Below are 21,150 nucleotides of genomic sequence, written 5' to 3' on the forward strand. Positions count from 1 at the left end.
ACAGTAATATTGAATATTCCTTATTGGAATATCAGTAATCAATAATTAGGATAAAATGAAAGCGTTGACAAGTTTAAATATTTCCTAAATTTAATTTGGTTGAAAGGATGATTACAACTCAGATTGTTTAATGAGTTAATTCATAGTAGGACAAGTTGCTTTTTACATAAACTATAAAGGAGTGTTAAATTTGAGTACTGCCAAACCATTAAAGATAGAAGAAAGCACTGAAAAGAAAAAGAAGAAAAAAGGCGGGTTAAGTGCCTATGTTCTGATGTTTTTAATCATTACCGTTATTACTCTATTAACCTATGTAATACCTGCTGGCCAATACGAGAGACATGAGGAAAATGGCAGAACCATCATTGACCCTTCAAAATTTGAATTCGTAGAAAAAACGCCTGTAGGATTATTAGACATGTTTAATTCTTTTCACCAAGGTATGGTAAACGGCGCTCCGATTATCCTATTTGTTTTACTATTTGGCGGTGCACTTGGGATTATGCAAGCTACAGGTTCCATTGATGCTTTAATTAGATTTACTGTGCAAAAATTTGGTGCAAGAAAAAAATTGATTATTCCCGTTATGGTGTTACTTTTTTCATTACTTGGTACTCTAATTGGATCGGCTGAAGACTCCTTGGTCTATATTGCCATCATTGCTCCGATGGCTATTGCATTAGGTTTTGATGCGTTAACAGGTATGGCGATTGTTTTTCTAGGGATGCTAGGTGCTGGATTTACATCAGGAATTACGAATCCTTTTACAATTGGTGTTGCCCAAACAGTAGCTGAACTTCCTATGTACTCAGGAATTGGCTTACGTATCGCGATTTACGTTGTTTTTTATATTTTGTCAGTTGTCTACATTTGGAGACATGTTAATAAGATAGAAAAAAATCCAGAATTAGCCGAGTACGGAAAGTTCAACATAAACGAAAGCATTAAGTTTGAAAACAATTACAAGTTGAGTAAAAGGCATGCGATTTCTCTTTTAGTCTTTTTAGGCTGCTTTATTGCCCTTATCTATGGTGTTATTAGTCTTGAATGGTATATCAGTGAAATCGTAGGAGTTTTCTTACTAGGTGCCATTGTTATGGCGCTTATTGGAAAACTTTCTGGAAATGAAATTACAGATGCATTTTTAAAAGGTTGTTCTGAAATGATTCCAGGTGCCATGATAATTGGTGTTGCGAATACAATCCTTGTTGTTCTTAAATCCGGCCAATTATTAGACACCATATTACATACTGCCTCTGGTTTACTTGACGGCCTACCGCCTAGCGTTACAGCCGTAGGAATGGCAGTTGTCAATTTCTTCATCCATTTCCTTGTTCCATCTGGAAGCGGACATGCATCCTTAGTTATGCCTATTATGGCACCGTTAGCGGATTTAGTCGGTGTAACGAGACAAACAGCTGCATTTGCTACTGTAATGGGTGGAGGAGTTTCTAATTTAATTATTCCTACAGGTGGGGTGCTACTAGCAGCTCTTGGAATGATGGGTATTCCTTATTCCAAATGGGCAAAATGGATATTGCCATATGTTCTTATTCAGGTTGTGGTTGTTATAATCTTTTTGATCATTGCTCAAGCTATTAATTATGGTCCGTTTTAATAAAAGGTAAGAGATTTCTTGTGAATGAAGTTAAATAAATAATAATTTTCTAATGAGGTGAATGAATTGGATTATCGTGATGCTCTATCAAAAATTATTGAAGAGAAACGTCAAAAATTAATTTCTGTGAGTGATCAAATTTGGGATTATGCTGAAACAGGCTTCGAAGAATTTCAATCAGCAGAATTATTATGTAAAACTTTAGAAGAAGAAGGTTTTACAGTTGAAAAAGGTGTAGGAAATATCGATACCGCCTTTATAGGAAGCTTTGGGACAGGTAAACCGATTATTGCTATATTAGGTGAATTTGATGCCTTGACTGGTCTAAGCCAAGTTGGTGGAGAAACTGAGTATAATCCAGTAATAACAAATGGCAATGGGCATGGCTGTGGACATAATTTACTTGGTACAGGTGCATTAGCAGCTGCAATTGCGATCCGTTATTACTTAGAAGAAAACAACCTAGAAGGAACGGTTCGATACTACGGATGTCCCGGAGAAGAAATTGGAAGCGGAAAAACCTTTATGGTAAGAGAGGGCCTATTTGATGATGTAGATTTTGCCGTATGCTGGCACCCATGGTCTCGAAATGCCGTTTGGTCCATGTCATCTCTTGCTTGTTATGAAGTTTCCTATAGATTCAGAGGAAAAAGTGCTCATGCCGCTGCTAGTCCATATCTTGGAAGAAGCGCGCTTGATGCAGTTGAACTAATGAATGTGGGTGTAAACTATTTACGGGAACATATTATTCCTGAAGCAAGGGTTCATTATGCCATAACCAATTCAGGTGGATTTTCACCAAATGTCGTTCAAGAAAAGGCAGATGTATTATATTTTATTCGTGCACCACGTGTATCTCAAACAGAAGAAATCTATCAACGTATTTGCGATGTTGCAAGAGGCGCTGCTCTTATGACCGGAACACAATTAGAAATAGAATTTGCTTCTGCTGCCGCTGATATATTGCCAAATAATACATTAGAAAAAGTCATGCATGATAACTTTGTTGCCTTAGGAGTTCCTCAGTATAATGAAAAAGAAATAGAATTTGCGAAGGCCATTCGAGCGACTCTATCTGAGGCAGATAAGAAAGAAGATATTAAGGCCAATAAAGAACTAGAAGGAAAAGATTTAGCGGACGTCATTGATCCATTTATTCCATCAAACGGGATGTTGCCGGGTACAACCGATGTTGGCGATGTGAGCTGGATTGTCCCTACCGTACAATGTTTGGTAGCGTGTGAACCAGTCGGAACTCCGCTTCATACTTGGCAGGTGGTTTCAACTGGAAAAACTTCAGTAGCTCATAAAGGAATGCTTCATGCTGGTAAAGTCATGGCAGCAACCGCAATCGAAGCCCTTCTTAACCCTGATGTCCTTGAAAAAGCGAAGGTAGAATTGATCGAGCAGCGAAATGGTGAAGACTATGTGTCACCCATTCCGCCTGAAATTAAAAAGTATAAACTTCAGACAATGTAAAAGGTATAGAAAAGTCTGTCAAATGCTGTTGAATTATGCATACACCACTTGATAATAAGTGGTGTATTTTTTTGGTTTTCTCTTTATGTCTAACGCTAGGTAGTTCATATTTTTTGTTCGGGGTACCAGGTTCTAAAACAAATCTTGATCATCAATCCAAATATGATATGTTATTCAGTGTTTATTGGGTATGGCGCAAGTAAATCCGGTTATTTAATCTAGGTCCTTAACTAAATTTTCGCCAATTAGAACGGTGAAATCTAAAATCACTTTTTTAACAATAGAGTAATGATGTAATATGCTACCATTAGTAAAGAGCGCCGGGTTCTATTCACGCATGGAAGACTACAAGTAATTGAAGTAATATATGATTAAAATAGATTAAGAGCAAATATTTAAAAAATTAAATAGATGCTGATACTTAATTAGTTGATCAGCGTCTGTTTAATTTGTTTTTTATCTACTAGTCACTTTATTATTTTTTTCCTTATACATTTTGCTATCTGCTTCTACAAACAATTGCTCCATTTTACCAATTGATGAAAAATGATAAGCGTGTCCTTTAGACATTTTTATGTTAAATGTATCAGTTTCTTCGTTGAAATGATCTATTCTATTTTGCACTTTGACCAAAAACGTTTCTACTTGTAGGGGGTCTGTATTAATCAGTGTAATCGCAAATTCATCTCCCCCAATTCTTGCAACCTCAACCTCATCCTCATCCTTAACCTCTTCATTCGCGCATTGCATTAATAATTTTGCGGATTCCTGTATTAAATTGTCCCCAACCTTATGTCCATAATGATCATTTATCATCTTTAATTCGTCTAGATCACATATGATAATGGCTATTGAAACATCTATTTTCTCGTTGTACCTCTGAAGCTGATTTTCAAAGTGTTCACGATTATAAATATCTGTTAATGCATCGTGAGTAACCTTATATTCCAGCTGTTGTTGCAGTAAAATCCGATCATCAATATTTCTATGAACTCCATGTATAGCAATGAATTCACCATTTTCGTATATAGGGGTAGCGTATTCTTCAAACCATAGGTATTTACCTTCGTCATTTCTCATTCTAGTTATTATAGGTTTACTAAAATCAGTCTTACCAGATAGTTTTTCCACAGCCATATTATAATCATCTGGATGGACTATCTCATAGTAATAATCAGGATTTTTAAGATGTTCTTCTAATGAATTAATACCTAAAAAATTTTCTATTACAGGGCTTAAATATTGATATTTTAACCTTGGTTTTATTTCAAGGTAATATAGGATATCTTTTGAATTCTCCACTGTTTGTATCATGGGACTTAAATGTTTAACTTGTTGTTGTAACTTAATCCGCGCTGAGTTTAATTTATAACATATTATTATAAGTCCTAATATCAGCAATATAACAATTTTCAACACTAGAAAAATCCCTTTCTTATCTAAGATTTTGCAAAGAGGTTATTTTTTTGAACATAATTGTTTTTAGGAATAAATAATATTTCTGAAATTGCTTTCAGTTTATCTTGCTATTCTATTTGTCTTTATATTTACTTTATTATATGACCATTTTACCAGTTTGTTAATAGGTAATTTAGTATAAATGGAACACCCGTAAATAAAAAATACGATAACGAATAGAACGGAATACTTTATAAAAGTAAATGAATTATAGGTAGAAATAAACCAAAAATGAATGAATATTTAGTTCAAAAGGAGATGTTCGTACCCACTAGTTTTTATAAGTTACAAATATGTTTATATAACCAATATTTTTATAGTCGGATTTGTTCCCTGTGTTACACATAATTCGTAAACAACACTAAATATCTTGGCTCATAGGTGTTATAACAAGCGTTGCACAAATTATTTACTACGCTACTAAAAGAAAAAGGGCAACTTCCTGTTTAATATGAAGCAGGAAGTTGCCTATTCTTTATAAAAGTCTAAGTTTTTTAAGGAAAGTATATCAATCTTCATGCTGTGAACAGGTTGATTTCCAGAGCTGGCGGAAGCTTTCCTGGAGACAAGCATCAAGCCGCTTCCTTCTCTACGAGCGAGGCTAGGGTCTTGATTTGCTTGTTAATCCCCTAGGAGTAGCCCCTTCCGCTCCAATCAACAGTCCTAATACGGAAAGAATATGAATCGTCCAATTAATGAAAAGTTGTACTGACTTTTGCTTATTGAGGCAGAGGCGGATACTGAAAAAAAATAGATAGCATCCATTGATAAAGAAAGATATGCTGAGCGGACGAAATTGCATCTTCGTCCGCTTTTATAATAATAGGAAAGGATTTATTCTCTCATTTCAAGAGGATTATGATTATGCCAAGCAAGTTCACCTTCGATACCCAACAATTCCTTTTTATCTTCAGGTCGGTAATGAAGAAATTACGACGACGGATAATCCGCAACTTCTCATCCGTTTTTTGGAGAAGTACGAAGCGCTGATCGACAAGGTGATTGCAGACATGGAATTACGAGATGTCAAAGTACTGCCGCAGCTACATACCCTTGTTTGGGGAAACAATAGGGAAGTTTAGTAGGTATCCACAAAACTATAATTCCCTTGAGGAAACCTACTATTTATTATTTGACCGTTTGATGTTGAGGCATCAGGTGGTCTTTTTTAGTTTTCATAATAGGATTTAGCTCATAGAGGATGTTGATAAGTTGTGTATATATCGTCAACTAGTATTTACCGAAGCTATCCACATGTTGATATATTACTTTTACTTGAATGCAATAGATTGAAGAAGAGTTTTTCTTCTGAAGTTTCTAAGGAACTTTAACATTCGACAATTAGATGAGAATATTTTGGCAGAAATAAAATACCATTAAGATAATATGCTTCGTCGAAATAATGAACTGGTACTTTCCTTTTGAACAGTTGCCTATCTCTTCTCTCCAATCTCTCCATCTCCAGTAGTACACAAGTAGATTGATGCGAAGGCAGTGACTTCTGCGGGAATAGCAAATATATTTGCGATGAAAGCGAAGCGGCAGGAGCATGAGTGGAAGGCCTCGCAAGAACGCAGTGACGAAGAGACTGAAATCATGCCCGCGAAAAGCGTCCGCCATAGCGGAAATCAACGGTTTTTCTTATATGCGTTGATCTCTTTTGAAGAGTCATGATTTCACGACTTCTAGATGTTATCCGCTACTCTTAAAGAAAAATAAAGAATTGATAGACTATTGACACTAGTAAGTTATAGATTTATTATTAACTTGTACACATAAGTGGTCAACTAATGAAACATGACTGAAGGAGGATTAAAATTGCTAGATAAGAATGATTTTACTCCTTTGTATATTCAACTATATCGTCAATTGAGGCTGAAGATAGTAAATGGTGAGTATAAACAAGGGGAAGCGATTCCATCTGAAACCGAGATGATGAAGTTGTTTGATACAACTCGAGGAACCATTAGAAAAGCGCTGTCTTTGTTAGTGAATGAGGGGTTAGTCCATCAAGTTCGTGGGAAAGGTACTTTTGTTCGTCTAAGTCCACTTCAGTACAGCATTACTAATTTTGGAGGCTTTACGGATTATTTGAAAAACCGTAATGAGTTAGCCGTTTCGAAAGTATTAGATCAATGCAGGATCACAATTGATGGTGAAGAATACTATCAGTTGACGCGAGCTCGAGGTGTGAAGAAGGAAGATTCCGTTACCTACTTAATGATTGATACCTCGTTGCTTCCAGTGAGTTTATTTCCAGACTTAGACAAAAACAGTTTTGAAAATGAATCACTTTACAAAATACTGCGCGATAAGTATCTAGTTAAGCCAACGCGTTCGGAAATCTCTTTGTCACCAGTTTTAATCGATGACCAAATGAGAAATATTCTAGAGTTAAAAGATGATGAAGTGGCATTACTGAAAGCGGAAGGAAATATATACGATCAAAACAATAGAAAAATAGAAAAAGTGAAAATCGTTTATTCGCCAACTATTGAGTTCAATATAATGACGAGTATTAACTCGTCAAAATAAATGTTTTGATGTAGTTAATGGAAGCGTATACATTTCGAAGAGTGCTGTATCCATGCTGTAAAGATTAAATATTTTTATTTAATTTATATAAAAAAATTGAATGGGAGATGTCATGTGAAAAAGATGAACAAGTTAACAATTTTTTTAATTCCTATTGGGATTGCAGTAAATTTTATCGGAGGTCAAATCGCACTCTTATTAAAATTACCACTCTATCTGGATTCAATTGGAACGATTACAGTAGGTGCGCTTTGCGGTGGAATACCAGGGGCAATCGTTGGAGCAATCACAAACGTTAGTATTTCCGTTTCAAATCCTACAACCATTGCTTACATTTGGTTGAATATCGGTTTCGGTTTACTTGCTGGTTATTTATCGAAAAAAGGTGTATTTAAAAAACTATGGAAAACAGTTATTGCTGGTTTGGGCTTCGCCTTTATTGGCGGAGGTGTTGGTTCAATGATTACTATTTTGCTTTTTGATGGGTTAGGTGCTGGGACGACAGGTATGATTACTGGAATGCTAATGACACTAGGCTTATCGGTACAGGCAGGTGCATTTATTTCTGAGTTGTTTGCTGATTTACTTGATAAAATTCCGACATTAATTATTGTATTTTTCATTCTTAAAAGTATTCCAATACGAACATTGGCGAAGCTTCCACTTGGACACGTTTTAATTGACAAAGATAAGTTGCAAGGTGGGGCTCGAAAAGTAGCCTGATAGTGAGTAGAACATTATAGTGCATTCGCTAATCCCTGCATGTAGCTTATTTCTGCATGTGGGGAAATTTGTTATATCTACGTTGGAATAGATTAGAATGTTGAGAGATTCCACGATTTTGAAAAGGGGACATGGACATGGAAATGGATTATGAATTTATCAATTCGTTTAAAAAGCCACAGGTACAAAATAATTGGTTTTTGGATCTTAATCCGCTAAGTAAGTTAAATATCATCCTCATTTTAGCGATTATTCCGATTGTCGCTAAGAGTTGGGTAGTCAGTGTGGCGGTCATCCTCTTTTATTTTATTCTCGCAACGGCGTCCAGTCGTATTAAACAGTTCTCAAAAGTCTATATTCGGCTTGGGCTTCTGATAGGTTCGTTACTCTTCATCATGAGGGCGATGTTCATACCTGGAGAAGACGTACTGATGAAATTAGGCTTTCTCACGATTACTCAAGAAGGCGTGGACCACGGGTTGCAGTTTGCTACATTGGTTGTGGCAATTTGCGGAGCGCTTGTATTTTATAGTGTTGCGACGCAGGCGAAAGACTTAATGCTTGCCCTAGAAAAAAAAGGTGTCCCTCCTACGGGTACCTATGTCATACTATCATCGCTCCAGTCCATTATTGACCTTGGAAGCATGTCGAAGCTAATTATGGAATCACAAAAAGCGAGGGGAATCGAGACGGAGGGAAAAGCCATTCATCGAATTAAAGCTTTTTTCCCAATACTAGGACCGTTGTTTTTAGGGGCTATCTCAAATTCAGAAGAAAAGGCCATTGCAATGGATGCAAGAGCATTTTATGCACCCGCAAAAAATACGCATTTACGTGAATTACGGCTGGTTCCCCCGTCTGAGAAAATGATTTTGCTAATCGTCAATCTTGCTTTTATAGGATTTATTGTATGGAGGGTTGTTGGATGAACTGTATTTCACTTAAAAATGTATCCTATAAGTATCCCTATATGGAAGAATTCGCTCTCCAAGAGTTGAATTACGCGTTTGAAACAGGGAAATGCTACGGTATTATTGGCGCGAACGGAAGTGGAAAAACAACATTTTGTAATTTACTTAGAGGGATGATTCCTCATTTTTTCGAAGGTGATCTTACGGGTGATGTTTTGATCGAAGGGAACGATGTGCGCAATTGGGATAGTAATTTATTATCCACCAAAATAGGGTATATCTTTCAAAATCCGTTTACACAAATCAGTGGAATTAAAGACACTGTCTTTGAAGAGATTGCGCTTGGCCTTGAAAACCTGGGAGTGGAAAAAGAAGTGTTGATCGATCGAGTCATTGAAGTCGTGAAGCTTTTAAAACTGGAACAGCTCATCAAGAAAAACCCAAATAATCTTTCGGGTGGTCAAAAACAACGCGTTGCATTTGCATCCATTATTGCCATGAATAGCGATATTCTAGTGATTGATGAACCGACTTCGCAGCTCGATCCGGAGAGTAGTGCAGAGATTTTTTCGATTATCAATCTGTTAAAAGAACAGGGGAAAACTATTTTTCTAGTTGAACATAAAGTGGATTTGATAGCCGAATACACAGATGAGGTTATCGTGTTAAAAGATGGTCGTATTGCCTTAAGTGGTTCTGCGCTAGACGTATTTTCCAATATAGATTTGCTTCAAATGGGTGTTATGCTTCCGCAAGCAGCTATGCTCAGTTACGACATGCAAAAGGCGAATAAAGCATTCGATACAATCGCGATAACGAAATCCCAGGTAATAGATCAGATAAAGCAAAGGGTGGGTGTATAGATGGAAGCAATTGAGTTAAAGAATGTTTCGTTTGCTTACCCTGATGGACATGTAGCTAACGAAGAACTGAATTTGATCATTCAAAAAGGGGAAAGAGTAGCCATTGTAGGACAGAATGGAGCAGGAAAGACGACAGCAGTGAAGTTAATGAATGGGTTAAACAAACCTACGAACGGTGATGTACTCATTAATGGCGTGAATACCAAAATGCAAACCACCGCTCAAGTTTCAGCCTATGTGGGCTACGTTTTTCAAAATCCGGATGATCAGATATTTAATAGTAATGTCCAGAAAGAAATCGAATACATGCTTCATTATTCAAAACTAGATTCACAAGAAATCGAGCGACGTGTTAGTCGGGCGGTAGAGCTGACTGGGATCGAGAGCTATTTACATATGAATCCATTTGATGTGCCCTATTCAATCAGGAAGTTTATAACTATCGCCATGGTATTGGCACTTGAAACTCCATATATCATCCTGGATGAACCAACTGCAGGACAAGATTTACATGGAATTCAAACACTCACTAAACTGTTAGATAGACTACAGGAAGAGGGGAAATGCGTCATTACAATTACCCATGATATGGAGTTTGTGGCGGATAATTTTGCACGTGTAATAACCATGGCAAATAAAAGGATTATTGCAGATGATTCGGCACGGAATACATTTTGGTCTACAGAAATCTTAACGGAGGCTAGGCTTAAAAAGCCTCAAATTGGAGAGATTTCTGAGGAACTTGGCATGGAAGGAAATATCATCTACCGACATGAACTGGTGGAACTACTAAATAAGAAGTAATGAATAGACAAACATAAAAAATTGGTATGAGGTGAAGGGATTGCGTATCCAAAAAGAGAATTTTCTAAGCTTGTTTCATGTAAAAAAACCTATATTGGCAATGATTCATTTAAAAGGTGAAAGCAATGAAGAGAAGGTTGAAATTGCTAAACTGGAAATTGATCAATTGATTGACAATGGCATTGACGCTGTAATTATTGAAAATTATTTCGGTTCCCCTGAAGTTGTGGAAGAAGTGCTGAACTATCTCTATTCAGAACGAAAAAACATCATTTATGGTGTCAATGTTCTCGATGATGATAAGAAAGCATTTGAACTTGCCGTTAAATACGATGTGAAATTCATTCAGTTGGATTCGGTCGCAGGACATCTGAACTTAGATGAAGATCGCGAGTTTGATGAATGGATTACGAATGCACGTAAACAAACGAATGCTTTTGTACTTGGTGGCGTTCGATTTAAATATCAACCTTATTTGTCAGGTAGAACGTTAGAAGAGGATTTAACAATTGGGATAACTAGATGCGATGCAATTGTTGTGACAGGCGAGGGGACAGGTCTAGAAACAGATATATCGAAAATCAATGCATTCAGAAAAATTATGGGGAATGACCACCCGCTAGTTGTCGGTGCGGGAATTACTGCAGATAACTTTAAAGAGCAACTTGGCGTAGCTGATGCTGCAATTGTAGGGAGCTATTTGAAGGACACATTTAAAGATGATGGAAATGTTAGTGTTGAAAACGTGCGTCATTTTATGACGCAAGTAAAGAACGTCCGATAGGCTTTTCCTATCGGTAGTGGAGGGGTACATATGAAGAGCGATTATTCTTTTTTTGTTGGAGACATTGCGTTAGATGAATATTATAGGGCTCCGTATTGGCCGGGGATTCGTGAAAAAGTCCTTGTTGAAACGTTAGACGCATACGTAGGCGGAATGATAGCGAATGCAGCAAGTGTCTATGCGGCTTATAATGAAAATATTTACTATCTTGCTTTGCTTAATAGCGGAAACATTACACAAATCCTATGTAAAGATTTAAAGGATAGAGGAATAGACACACGCTATATTCTCCATGATGATTCACTGCCAGATGCGAAGAATATGATTATATTAGCGGAAGATGACCATACATTATTTATCCCTACATTGGGCATTACTCATTTTGAGATAACGCATGAAATTATCGATGCAATGTGCAAGGCAAAATACGTATATACATGTATTTCAGAAATCAGACCTTTACGATGTGGAGATATGCATGCAATCGATATTATTAGGAAAGTCAGAGCAAGTGGTGCAAAAATGGTCTATGATCTGGATGTCGCTCATTTAGAAGCGGGTGACGAATTATTTATAGAAGAGATGGACATTGTATTTTTCAATACAATTGGTTTTGATACCTATCGAAAAGAGAAAACAGCTGAACAAGCTGTTGCTCAATTGCTTGAATTTGGAACAGAAATTGTCGTCGTTACACATGCAGAAGACGGATGTGTTGTATATACAAAGGATGAGCAGATTCATATTCCGGGAATCCCAGTTGAAGTTGTCGATGTAACTGGAGCGGGTGATACATTTTGCAGTTCTTTTATTCATGCGCTAAATAAAAGTGATGATTTAACACTTGTTGCCCTTTTTGCAAACGCAGCAGCTGCCCGAGCAGTGACTGTCATGGGTCCTCGTGGTGGAGTGGCTTCAAATGAGGAAATTATAGACTTTATGAAAGAACGGAATCTCCTCCTAGACAATGCGTTCGATCGTTTCTTAGTTTAAACGACATACATAATGGGGAGAGGATAATGTTTGAAAATCATCGCACAACCTGTTTCATCAATTGATTTCTCGGAATATGGAAAGTACTACAATATGAGTAATCAACCTCATAATGTTGTGCTTTCAGAAGGTGATGGATGGAAAGATAGTATGACGGATTCACCTCTTATACATTCAGAGGGGCATTTAGGATTAACTGTTGGATCACCTTTGCCATGTAAAACATATAAAATGGAAAGACATTTGCATACAGAAGAAGCTCTTTTTTGCATGGCAGATCCCATTGTTTTGGCGATTGCAAACAGCGGAAATCGGCAATACCCTAGAGCGGAAGACATAAAAGCAATCATCATTCATCCTGGGGAAGTTGTTGTTCTGAAAGAAGGGATTTGGCATGATGCCTGTCATGGGATTGATGGTGTGGTACCTTATTACTGGTTCGCACAAGTCCTAGACACACCAACCGAGTGGATAGAAATAGCGGATGGCCCGGTTGAAATTAGAGTTGCTGCAGACTAAGGTGTAGTAATTCTGTCATTCAACCATAAAAAATAACCCAACCTTGAGTTAGAGATCAGATGGGTTAGTCCTATGTGCTAGCTAATCCTCCTTGAAGGGAACCCGCTCCTGCGATTACTCGTCGCAAATAAAAATTGCTATTACATTGGCCATTTGATGCACAAACATCAAGTGGTCTTTTTTATTGTATTCAGATGTTACCTCTATTTATCCTTTTGAAAGTTTTGTTTTTCAAGTAAGTGTGGTGTATCAGTCCTTAAACAAAATTGTATTAGAACCTGGTACCTTTCATCTATAGAGGATGTTGATAAGTTGTGCATATCTCGTCAATCACAATTTATTGAAGTTATCCACATGTAGATAAGTTACTTTTATATAAACGCTTGAAAAAAAATTATCCTCGTAGAGCTTCTAAGGAACAATAAAATACGACAATTGGATGTTATTAATTTGTCAGGAATCAAATACGAAATTATTAAAACTCGGGTACGATTATTATATAGACGTTTGGAGGATTACCAACTTGTTGCAAACTTATCCAAAACGATTTGTTTTTGTGGATGAATTAGGGAAGCTGTAACGACAAGTTTGTATAACGAGTAAAACAAATGAAAATAAGAGTAGTACCAATTCAGTATTTATTTGCATAGTTATTATGTAGTACTATTCGTAGGATTTTAAGTGGGATAGTGGAGGGAATGTTGAAGAAAAATCAATAAGTAGATATCTCTACCTGCCACAAGTAAGGATATCTACTTTTCTATGTTTCCAAGTCTCATTATTAATCTAAATCTCTCCTATGCAACAACCGTTTGTAATAATAGCTTTAATAACTCTTCTAATGTTTCTGGTAATTGTTCTGGTAAACCTATTGAATTCTTCATTTCTATTCCTCCTTTAATCTCTTACTCTATTAACAATATAGGTAATCTATTTCGATTTTATACATAGTTTTAGAGAAAAAATTAATAAACTCTTAAAAGATTTTCGAATAATCAATTGAGAGTATAATTTAAACTAGTTTTCCATTTGATAAAGATTAATTGGACGGCTACTTATTATTTTTGGGATATACTAGAAGGAGATTTATTCACTGTTCTTGAATGGATATAAAATACGTTTTAGGAGGAATTTGAATGGGTTTTTTAGATGGATTGATGGGAAACGCTTCGGAGATAGAAAATGATAAGGTAGAAAGTGAATTGAAGGATTTACTTACTCCTACTGAAAGGGTGGAGCATGCATATAAACTTATACGAGATCTTATTGTTTTTACGGATAAACGATTATTACTTATTGATAAACAAGGTGTGACTGGAAAAAAAGTAGAGTATCACTCAATTCCATATAAAAGTGTCGTGCATTTCTCTATTGAAACGGCAGGCACTTTTGACTTGGATGCAGAATTAAAAATTTGGTTATCGGGAAGTGCTGCGCCAATTCAAAAAAAATTCAACAAATCTTTAAATATATATAAGGTACAAAGTGTTTTAGCGGGGTATGTAATGAAGTAATAGACAGGGGAGAGGCTAACTATGATTATGGTTGCATATGTAGCGAAACCTCTTCCTCTATTTTAGCAAGCAAGTTCTTTACTAATAAGAGCAAAGAGCATTATAAAAATGCTCTAAAATCATAAATTGCGATTGGCTATTAGAAAATGGCTTAATGGAATGATTACGGATATGACTTAATTTTACATACCAATGGATTCCAATGTTTTTTTTACATACATTAGATTTTGAGTTTCAAAGGGAGTATATTAATAAATATTATTAGACATCTAGCTCATATCGAATATTGGAATGGAGGAATATATATGTATAGCTTTAAGAATGATTACGCAGAAGGGGCTCATCCGAGGATTTTACAAGCTTTAATGGAGTCGAACTTTGTGCAAGAAGATGGGTATGGCGGTGATCAATTTACACAAAAAGCGATCGATATATTGAAGCAAAAGCTAGAGAATACAGAAGTCGATATCCATTTGTTATCGGGCGGGACGCAAACTAATTTAACGGCAATTTCTGCTTTCTTACGACCACATGAAGCGGTGATAGCTACTAGTGCGGGGCATGTTTTTACACATGAAACGGGTGCGATTGAAGCTACGGGACATAAAGTTATTTCCGTAGAAACGGAAGATGGAAAACTAAATCCTGCTCAAATTAAAGAAGTGTTAGATCTCCATACAGATGAGCATATGGTAAAACCAAAATTAGTCTACATATCAAATTCGACGGAAATAGGTTCTATTTACAATAAGCGTGAACTGACAGACTTAAAAGAGTTTTGTAAGGAACATAATCTACTATTATATATGGATGGGGCAAGACTAGGATCCGCATTGTGCTCCACTGAAAATGACTTGAAGTTAAGTGATATCTCGACACTTGTGGATGCTTTCTATATTGGTGGGACTAAGAATGGCGCTCTTTTAGGTGAGGCATTAGTCATTTGTCGCAATTCATTAAAAGAAGATTTTCGTTTTCAATTGAAGCAAAAAGGGGCTTTATTAGCGAAAGGGAGATTATTAGGTATCCAGTTTTATGAGCTGTTTAAAGATGATTTGTTTGCTGAATTGGCCCAGCATGCGAATGATATGGCCGCTATTCTAAGGGCGGGATGTAGCGCTGCTCAATTATCATTTTTAATAGATTCTCCGTCCAATCAAATCTTTCCAATTTTGCCGAACTATCTAATTACAGAGCTCCAAAAAAGTTATTCGTTTCTTATTTGGGAAAAGGTTGATTCTACACATTCCGCGATTCGATTAGTTACCTCATGGGCAACAAAAGAGGAAGAAGTACGTAGTTTCGTTAAGGCCATAAAACAAATAGTGGATGCAAAAAGAGTAATATAAAATAACGGGTTTGTTGTTTAGCGCTTATCTATGCAGAATCTATATTAACTAGCATTGCCTTTATTAAAGTGGGCAAGGAACGCATTGTTTATATAGTGCGCAAAATAGTAGCCACTGGGATTTAGCACTCTGGTATTCGCTTTCCGCGAGCGTTGCCTCAGCCTCCTCGCTGCGGGGTCTTCGGCTAACACTATTCCCGCAGGAGTCTCATACCCATAGCCGTGTACTTAAGCTAATTCAATTATTTTTCATAATAAGTGCCTCTTTTAAGTTAGTATTAAAACGACAACTTAGAGGAGGCTTTTATGTACAATCAACATAATTTATATTTAAAAGAACGTTTTCAACTTTTTCTACCTAAAAATATTGAACAACTAGCGAAGGAAACAGGATTTATTAAACGGGAGCGGCAATTTTCAGCTTCCGACTTTTTATCACTTGTCTTTCGACAAAATGCTAATCTTGTTCAGCCCTCATTAAATAATTTATGCCACGATTTAGAAAAACATCATATAAATATTACTAAATCAGGTTTAAATAAACGATTCACTACTGAAGCTGTCGACTTTTTTAAGGCCCTATTTGACCGTCTATTTCAATATCAACTTCAGGCGCCATTGGCTGAAATGAAATTAAAGAAAGATTCCCCATACAAACGGATTCGAATTATTGATAGTACAAGCTTTAAACTCCCTAAATCATATGAAAATGAGTATAAAGGAACGAGAGATGCTGGTGCTAAAATTCAATTTGAATTTGATTACTTAAGTGAGAAATTACTTTGGTTTAATTTAGATGAAGGGAAATCCGCAGACAGTCCCGCAGGATTCGAACGACTAGCTAGTTTAGAAAAAGGGGATTTATTCTTGCAGGATTTAGGTTACTATCATTTGGATTTATTTGAACAAATTCATCTATCTGAAGCCTTTTATCTTTCAAGAGCTAGAATGGATTCGCAGTTCTTTGTAGAGGTTGATGATCCACCTCGTCATCCAGATGGTTCCTTTATTGAAAGCCAACGCTATCAGCGTTTATACATGGAAGAAGAATTAAAAACATTACCTAGGGGACAATATCGAGAGTGGAATCAAATTTATGTGGGAAGACATAAAAAAATGCCCACACGTTGTGTTATTTATCGCCATGATGAAGTGCAAGAAGCAAAAAATATAAACAAAAGAATTAGAAGTTATCAAAAAAAATGCCGCTCTGTTCCAAAAGAAAATGTAGCTGCACTTTCTGGACTAACTATTTACATAACTAATTTACCACCTACTATTTCCGTTGAAAAAATAACTCAGTTATATCGTGTTCGATGGCAGATTGAACTTCGTTTTAAAACATGGAAATCTCATTTGAAAATCCATCAAATAAAAGACATGAAAATGGAACGTTGGTTATGCCACGTATATTGCCAATGTATTGTCATGCTGTTAAGCATGATAACCACAGGTTTTATTCGAAAGGTAGTTTGGAAAACATTAAATAAATTTATTAGTGAAGATTTAACGATCCGTATGATTTCTAGAATGATAAACCGACTCGTTTTAGAAAGCAAAAAAAGTGCACGAAGCTGGAGTTTGTTCTTTAAGAGTCTTATTCCTACCACAGAAAAATTCAACTTAAAATCGACAAAGTCAGAACCGCACACTCTATTTGTTTGATTAAATTCACAAAAAATCCAAATTAAAGGTAGTTGGAAACTGCTTTATTTTGGGTTTATTTGTTATGTTCTTTTTTTAGAACATATCTTATTCTAACCTCAAAACACTCATTTGCAACATTAAATTTCTCGAAAAATAGTAAAAACATATAATTTGAAACTTACTATTCTTCTTAAGTACACGGCTATGGTCTCATACCGACGCGCTAAATCCACATAATGTAGCATTTTTAAAAATAAAAACCGATAAGTGAATAAGTTAAAAAATACACTTTGAATGTGACCACTGTCTCTTAATAGAGCTTTTACATGGCATGGGATGACACCTATAAAGTGTACACTACATAAATTGCACATAACATTAGTTATCTTGCGATTAGCAAAAAGTGGTATCATTTTAGAATAGAAAGCACTTATCCTATGGTAACGAGTTCTTTTTTGAGCATTTACGCGACGGCACACACAGAATAGCCAACAAGCTACGTTGATTGTAGCGGAAGGGCGGCGACTCCTGCCGGATGAGTGAGACAGTTGAGCAATCACAAACGACGCGAATGCGGCGGTGATGGCTCATCGCTCACCGGGCGGAAAGCGTCCGCCCTGCAGCGAAAATCTTAGCGGGCACTTAATAGAGCATCTTTAAGACGTACTATATGAATACTCCACATAATTCGTTCTATGTTGCGCATAATAAAAAACACCCAAAAAAATAACCATCTATCAGTTATCTTGATAGATGGTTACTTTTTATTCCTGATTAAACCATAGTGGATCCTTGTCATCAACGTCTCCGTTATAATTAATCAAAATTTCTTCTCCTGCTTTTATATCCTCGAAAGCAAAGAAATCAAATGTGTGATTTTTAAAATTAATCTCATAATTTGCATTAGGTTCATAAGAATGGTTAAATAACATTCCATAACCAAGAAGGATAGCAGATTTATCTAACCCATACTCAAAAGCGTAATCACCTAGTATGGTTTGCTCAACGTATTGATGCTGTTCGTTTGGATAAGCAATGACAGGTGCTTCATGTAAAAGCTCTCCTTTTTTGATATCCACTTTAGCAAATACCCCTCTATTGAATTCTCCATCACTTAATGAAGATGTTTTTACTTCAATCATGTTTATTCGCCTACTCACTATTAATATATTCTTTCTAACTGTAACATTAATTTGAACATTGAGCTCTTTTTATTTGTTTTCAGAAGACTTTATTATTAATTAAAAGACTTTATTGGCACCGAATTAGGTCCATGTCCTAAAATAATTCAAAGTTGTGTTAGAATTGGTACCTTTAATATAGTAAAGACAAGCCAATGTCTCAATCCTTGCAAGAAGCTGGGTTAAGGTATGGATGATTTTGTATGTTACTAGAGTTTTGTGGAAATACTTCTCCCTTTTTTATTAGCTTTAAATAGTCTATAATTATTAAATGACAGCAGGTATTATAATTTATAAATAATTAGTACAAACTTTGATAGGGTTACATAGAGACTGAAAAGGTGTGTGAGGAATTCGCACCTACATCTTTTCTTCAAATTTGAGGGTATAAGGATGGGTAAAATGAGCAGAGAAACTAAAACAGACGTCATCTTAATTGGTGCTGGAATCATGAGTGCGACTCTAGGTACATTTTTGAAAGAATTAGTACCTGAATGGAAAATTACAGTGTTTGAAAAGCTCGAAAGTGCAGGAGAGGAAAGTTCTAACGAATGGAATAATGCAGGAACAGGGCATGCTGCACTGTGCGAGCTTAACTATACGGTCGAAAAACCAGACGGATCGATAGACATTAGCAAAGCTATTCAAGTTAATGAACAGTTTCAGCTTTCCATGCAGTTTTGGTCTTATCTTGTAAATAACGAGCTGATACGTAATCCGAAGGACTTTATCATGCCATTGCCTCATATGAGTATGGTACAAGGGGAACAAAATGTAACATTTTTAAAGAAACGTTTTGAAGCGATGTTACAAAATCCTCTGTTTCAAGGGATGGAATTTTCCGATGACCCTGAAAAACTGATGGAATGGATCCCGCTTATTTTACAAGGTCGTACATCCAATGAACCTATAGCAGCAACAAAAATTGACTCAGGCACAGATGTTAACTTTGGTGCTTTAACGCGCATTTTGTTTGACCACTTAAAGGGTAAAAATGTAGATATTAATTACAAACATAGTGTTGAAAATCTTAATCGGACGGAAGACGGCAAGTGGGAAGTGAAAGTGAAGAATGATGCTGAAGGTAAAATCGAATACCATACGGCAAAGTTCGTCTTTATCGGAGGCGGTGGAGGAAGCTTGCATTTACTGCAAAAATCCGGTATTCCTGAAGGGAAACATATTGGTGGATTTCCGGTAAGTGGAATATTTATGGTGTGTAATGATCCCGATGTAGTAGAGCAGCATCATGCAAAAGTATATGGGTTAGCTAAGGTTGGAGCACCTCCAATGTCTGTTCCGCATCTGGACACAAGATTTATCGACAATAAGAAATCGTTGCTATTTGGACCGTTTGCAGGCTTCTCACCAAAGTTTTTAAAAACTGGTTCCATGTTAGATTTGGTGACTTCCGTAAAACCGGATAATCTTTTTACTATGTTGTCGGCAGGTGCAAAAAATATGTCATTGACAAAATACTTGATCGAGCAAGTTATGTTATCGAAAGAACAGCGCATGGAAGAGTTACGAGAGTTTATCCCGAACGCAAACAGCGAGGATTGGGATTTGGTAGTAGCTGGTCAACGTGTACAAGTTATCAAAGATACGGAAGCTGGCGGCAAAGGTACGCTTCAATTTGGTACGGAAGTTATTAGTGCAGCAGATGGTTCGATTGCAGCATTACTAGGTGCTTCTCCAGGAGCTTCTACTGCTGTTCACGTGATGCTTGAAATTTTTGAAAAATGTTTCCCACAACATATAAAAGAGTGGGAGCCGAAAATAAAAGAAATGATTCCTTCTTATGGCATGTCACTAATGGAAAATCCAGAGCTTCTGCACGAAATTCATACGACCACAGCAGAAGCGCTTGGCCTAAGTGAAACAGATTAAGGTAAAAGTTAATACTTTGGGTACCAGGTACTAAAACAATTCAAAATTGTATTAGAACCTGGTACCCTTCGTTTAAGCAAATCTCTATTTGACGTTTCCGCAAGTATTCTATATCATAAATAGGTACCCGAACTTAATCGGGAGAGGTTCATAGCTCATACCCTCTATAAAAAACTATGGATACATGACTATTCGCCATGTCCATATTTGGACGTGGCTTTTTTTGTTTTTATCCTATAAGTTTGGAATAGAATGTTTGGAGATGCCTCTTTTGAAAGTGTTTGGGGAAACACTTTATTAGGAGGTTTTTTTATGTCTGGAAGAAGTCATGAAGAAGGTTTAAAGGATTTAACATTGTTAGGTAATCAAGGGACACAATATTCATTTGATTATGCACCAGAGGTACTGGAGTCGGTAGATAGTCTTCATTCTAATCGCGATTATTTCGTAAAATTTAATTGTCCAGAATTCACTAGTTTATGCCCAATTACACAACAGCCTGATTTTGCAACAATGTATATTTCGTACATACCGGATAAAAAAATTGTAGAGAGTAAATCACTAAAATTATATTTATTCAGTTTTAGAAATCATGGAGATTTTCATGAAGATTGTGTCAACATCATCATGGACGATTTAATTAAGTTACTTGATCCAAGGTACATAGAGGTTTGGGGAAAATTCACACCACGTGGAGGAATCTCTATTGATCCATGGTGTAACTATGGAAAACCAGGTACCAAATACGAAGAGATGGCAGATTATCGTTTGATGAACCATGATCTATACCCAGAAAAAATAGATAATCGATAAACGAAGAATTGAATAGTTCATATTTGGGAAGAGGTTTTTAGCTACCCTCTTTAAAAAACTAAGAAGAAAA

The 21,150-nt window shown here is 36.3% G+C and carries 17 protein-coding genes, 1 pseudogene and 1 riboswitch; of the genes and pseudogenes, 16 read left to right on the top strand and 2 right to left on the bottom strand.

Annotated elements, in window-relative coordinates; all coding sequences use genetic code 11:
* Positions 1–190: 190 nt before the first annotated feature.
* On the top strand, positions 191–1,618 hold the full coding sequence (locus PB01_RS01405; RefSeq protein ID WP_225986134.1) for a YfcC family protein: 1,428 nt from the start codon (positions 191–193) through the stop codon (positions 1,616–1,618).
* A gap of 66 nt (positions 1,619–1,684) precedes the next feature.
* A complete protein-coding gene (locus PB01_RS01410) occupies positions 1,685–3,097 on the top strand; it encodes a M20 family metallopeptidase (RefSeq protein ID WP_151701927.1) in 1,413 nt (470 codons plus the stop codon).
* Between the two features lie 456 nt (positions 3,098–3,553).
* Here the strand turns inward: PB01_RS01410 and PB01_RS01415 are convergent, their stop codons facing one another.
* On the bottom strand, positions 3,554–4,516 hold the full coding sequence (locus PB01_RS01415; RefSeq protein ID WP_151698525.1) for a sensor domain-containing diguanylate cyclase: 963 nt from the start codon (positions 4,514–4,516) through the stop codon (positions 3,554–3,556).
* A gap of 890 nt (positions 4,517–5,406) precedes the next feature.
* Between PB01_RS01415 and PB01_RS01420 the strand changes: the two are divergent.
* The 12 genes and pseudogenes from PB01_RS01420 to PB01_RS01480 form a co-directional block, all read left to right on the top strand.
* Positions 5,407–5,637, top strand: a pseudogene (locus PB01_RS01420) (7-carboxy-7-deazaguanine synthase QueE); the annotation flags it as partial.
* Between the two features lie 736 nt (positions 5,638–6,373).
* On the top strand, positions 6,374–7,090 hold the full coding sequence (locus PB01_RS01425) for a GntR family transcriptional regulator (RefSeq protein WP_151698526.1): 717 nt from the start codon (positions 6,374–6,376) through the stop codon (positions 7,088–7,090).
* Positions 7,091–7,204: 114 nt separating this feature from the next.
* Entirely contained in the window at positions 7,205–7,813 is a 609-nt protein-coding gene (locus PB01_RS01430) for a hypothetical protein (RefSeq protein ID WP_151698527.1), read from the top strand.
* A gap of 137 nt (positions 7,814–7,950) precedes the next feature.
* Entirely contained in the window at positions 7,951–8,742 is a 792-nt protein-coding gene (locus PB01_RS01435; RefSeq protein WP_192797430.1) for an energy-coupling factor transporter transmembrane component T, read from the top strand.
* Positions 8,739–9,587 carry an energy-coupling factor ABC transporter ATP-binding protein gene (locus tag PB01_RS01440; protein ID WP_151698529.1) on the top strand — a complete coding sequence of 283 codons (849 nt, stop codon included), beginning with the start codon at positions 8,739–8,741 and terminating at the stop codon, positions 9,585–9,587. Before PB01_RS01435 ends, PB01_RS01440 begins: the two co-directional genes overlap by 4 nt.
* Complete coding sequence (locus PB01_RS01445) at positions 9,588–10,391, top strand: energy-coupling factor ABC transporter ATP-binding protein (protein WP_151698530.1); 804 nt, start codon at positions 9,588–9,590, stop codon at positions 10,389–10,391.
* Positions 10,392–10,431: 40 nt separating this feature from the next.
* On the top strand, positions 10,432–11,175 hold the full coding sequence (locus PB01_RS01450; RefSeq protein WP_151698531.1) for a BtpA/SgcQ family protein: 744 nt from the start codon (positions 10,432–10,434) through the stop codon (positions 11,173–11,175).
* A gap of 30 nt (positions 11,176–11,205) precedes the next feature.
* On the top strand, positions 11,206–12,168 hold the full coding sequence (locus PB01_RS01455) for a carbohydrate kinase family protein (RefSeq protein ID WP_151698532.1): 963 nt from the start codon (positions 11,206–11,208) through the stop codon (positions 12,166–12,168).
* A 30-nt stretch (positions 12,169–12,198) separates the two neighbouring features.
* Positions 12,199–12,687: an ureidoglycolate lyase gene (locus tag PB01_RS01460; RefSeq protein WP_151698533.1), complete on the top strand. Its 489-nt coding sequence runs from the start codon at positions 12,199–12,201 to the stop codon at positions 12,685–12,687.
* Positions 12,688–13,823: 1,136 nt separating this feature from the next.
* Positions 13,824–14,201, top strand: coding sequence for a PH domain-containing protein (locus PB01_RS01465; protein ID WP_151698534.1), 378 nt, complete (start codon positions 13,824–13,826; stop codon positions 14,199–14,201).
* Between the two features lie 305 nt (positions 14,202–14,506).
* Complete coding sequence (locus tag PB01_RS01470; RefSeq protein ID WP_151698535.1) at positions 14,507–15,550, top strand: threonine aldolase family protein; 1,044 nt, start codon at positions 14,507–14,509, stop codon at positions 15,548–15,550.
* A gap of 305 nt (positions 15,551–15,855) precedes the next feature.
* Entirely contained in the window at positions 15,856–17,214 is a 1,359-nt protein-coding gene (locus PB01_RS01480; RefSeq protein WP_151698536.1) for an IS4 family transposase, read from the top strand.
* A gap of 746 nt (positions 17,215–17,960) precedes the next feature.
* Here PB01_RS01480 and PB01_RS01485 read toward each other — a convergent pair.
* Positions 17,961–18,338 carry an SET domain-containing protein gene (locus tag PB01_RS01485; RefSeq protein WP_151698537.1) on the bottom strand — a complete coding sequence of 126 codons (378 nt, stop codon included), beginning with the start codon at positions 18,336–18,338 and terminating at the stop codon, positions 17,961–17,963.
* A 432-nt stretch (positions 18,339–18,770) separates the two neighbouring features.
* Between PB01_RS01485 and PB01_RS01490 the strand changes: the two genes are divergently transcribed.
* Together PB01_RS01490 and queF are read left to right on the top strand one after the other, a co-directional pair.
* Positions 18,771–20,267 (top strand): malate:quinone oxidoreductase, encoded by a 1,497-nt coding sequence (locus PB01_RS01490; protein WP_151698538.1) that lies wholly within the window; start codon positions 18,771–18,773, stop codon positions 20,265–20,267.
* A gap of 137 nt (positions 20,268–20,404) precedes the next feature.
* A riboswitch (PreQ1 riboswitch) is annotated at positions 20,405–20,451 on the top strand.
* A gap of 128 nt (positions 20,452–20,579) precedes the next feature.
* Positions 20,580–21,080, top strand: a complete 501-nt coding sequence (gene queF / locus PB01_RS01495; protein ID WP_151698539.1) for a preQ(1) synthase — start codon at positions 20,580–20,582, stop codon at positions 21,078–21,080.
* The last annotated feature ends 70 nt before the right edge of the window (positions 21,081–21,150 follow it).

It is taken from the genome of Psychrobacillus glaciei, assembly GCF_008973485.1.
GTDB lineage: Bacteria > Bacillota > Bacilli > Bacillales_A > Planococcaceae > Psychrobacillus > Psychrobacillus glaciei.

Excerpts from the sequence above, each read along its gene's own strand:
- PB01_RS01440 (WP_151698529.1), top strand. The coding sequence starts at position 8,739 with ATGAACTGTATTTCACTTAAAAATGTATCCTATAAGTATCCCTATATG.
- PB01_RS01485 (WP_151698537.1), bottom strand. The coding sequence starts at position 18,338 with ATGATTGAAGTAAAAACATCTTCATTAAGTGATGGAGAATTCAATAGA.
- PB01_RS01445 (WP_151698530.1), top strand. The coding sequence starts at position 9,588 with ATGGAAGCAATTGAGTTAAAGAATGTTTCGTTTGCTTACCCTGATGGA.
- PB01_RS01455 (WP_151698532.1), top strand. The coding sequence starts at position 11,206 with ATGAAGAGCGATTATTCTTTTTTTGTTGGAGACATTGCGTTAGATGAA.
- PB01_RS01470 (WP_151698535.1), top strand. The coding sequence starts at position 14,507 with ATGTATAGCTTTAAGAATGATTACGCAGAAGGGGCTCATCCGAGGATT.
- queF (WP_151698539.1), top strand. The coding sequence starts at position 20,580 with ATGTCTGGAAGAAGTCATGAAGAAGGTTTAAAGGATTTAACATTGTTA.
- PB01_RS01480 (WP_151698536.1), top strand. The coding sequence starts at position 15,856 with ATGTACAATCAACATAATTTATATTTAAAAGAACGTTTTCAACTTTTT.
- PB01_RS01490 (WP_151698538.1), top strand. The coding sequence starts at position 18,771 with ATGGGTAAAATGAGCAGAGAAACTAAAACAGACGTCATCTTAATTGGT.
- PB01_RS01435 (WP_192797430.1), top strand. The coding sequence starts at position 7,951 with ATGGAAATGGATTATGAATTTATCAATTCGTTTAAAAAGCCACAGGTA.
- PB01_RS01465 (WP_151698534.1), top strand. The coding sequence starts at position 13,824 with ATGGGTTTTTTAGATGGATTGATGGGAAACGCTTCGGAGATAGAAAAT.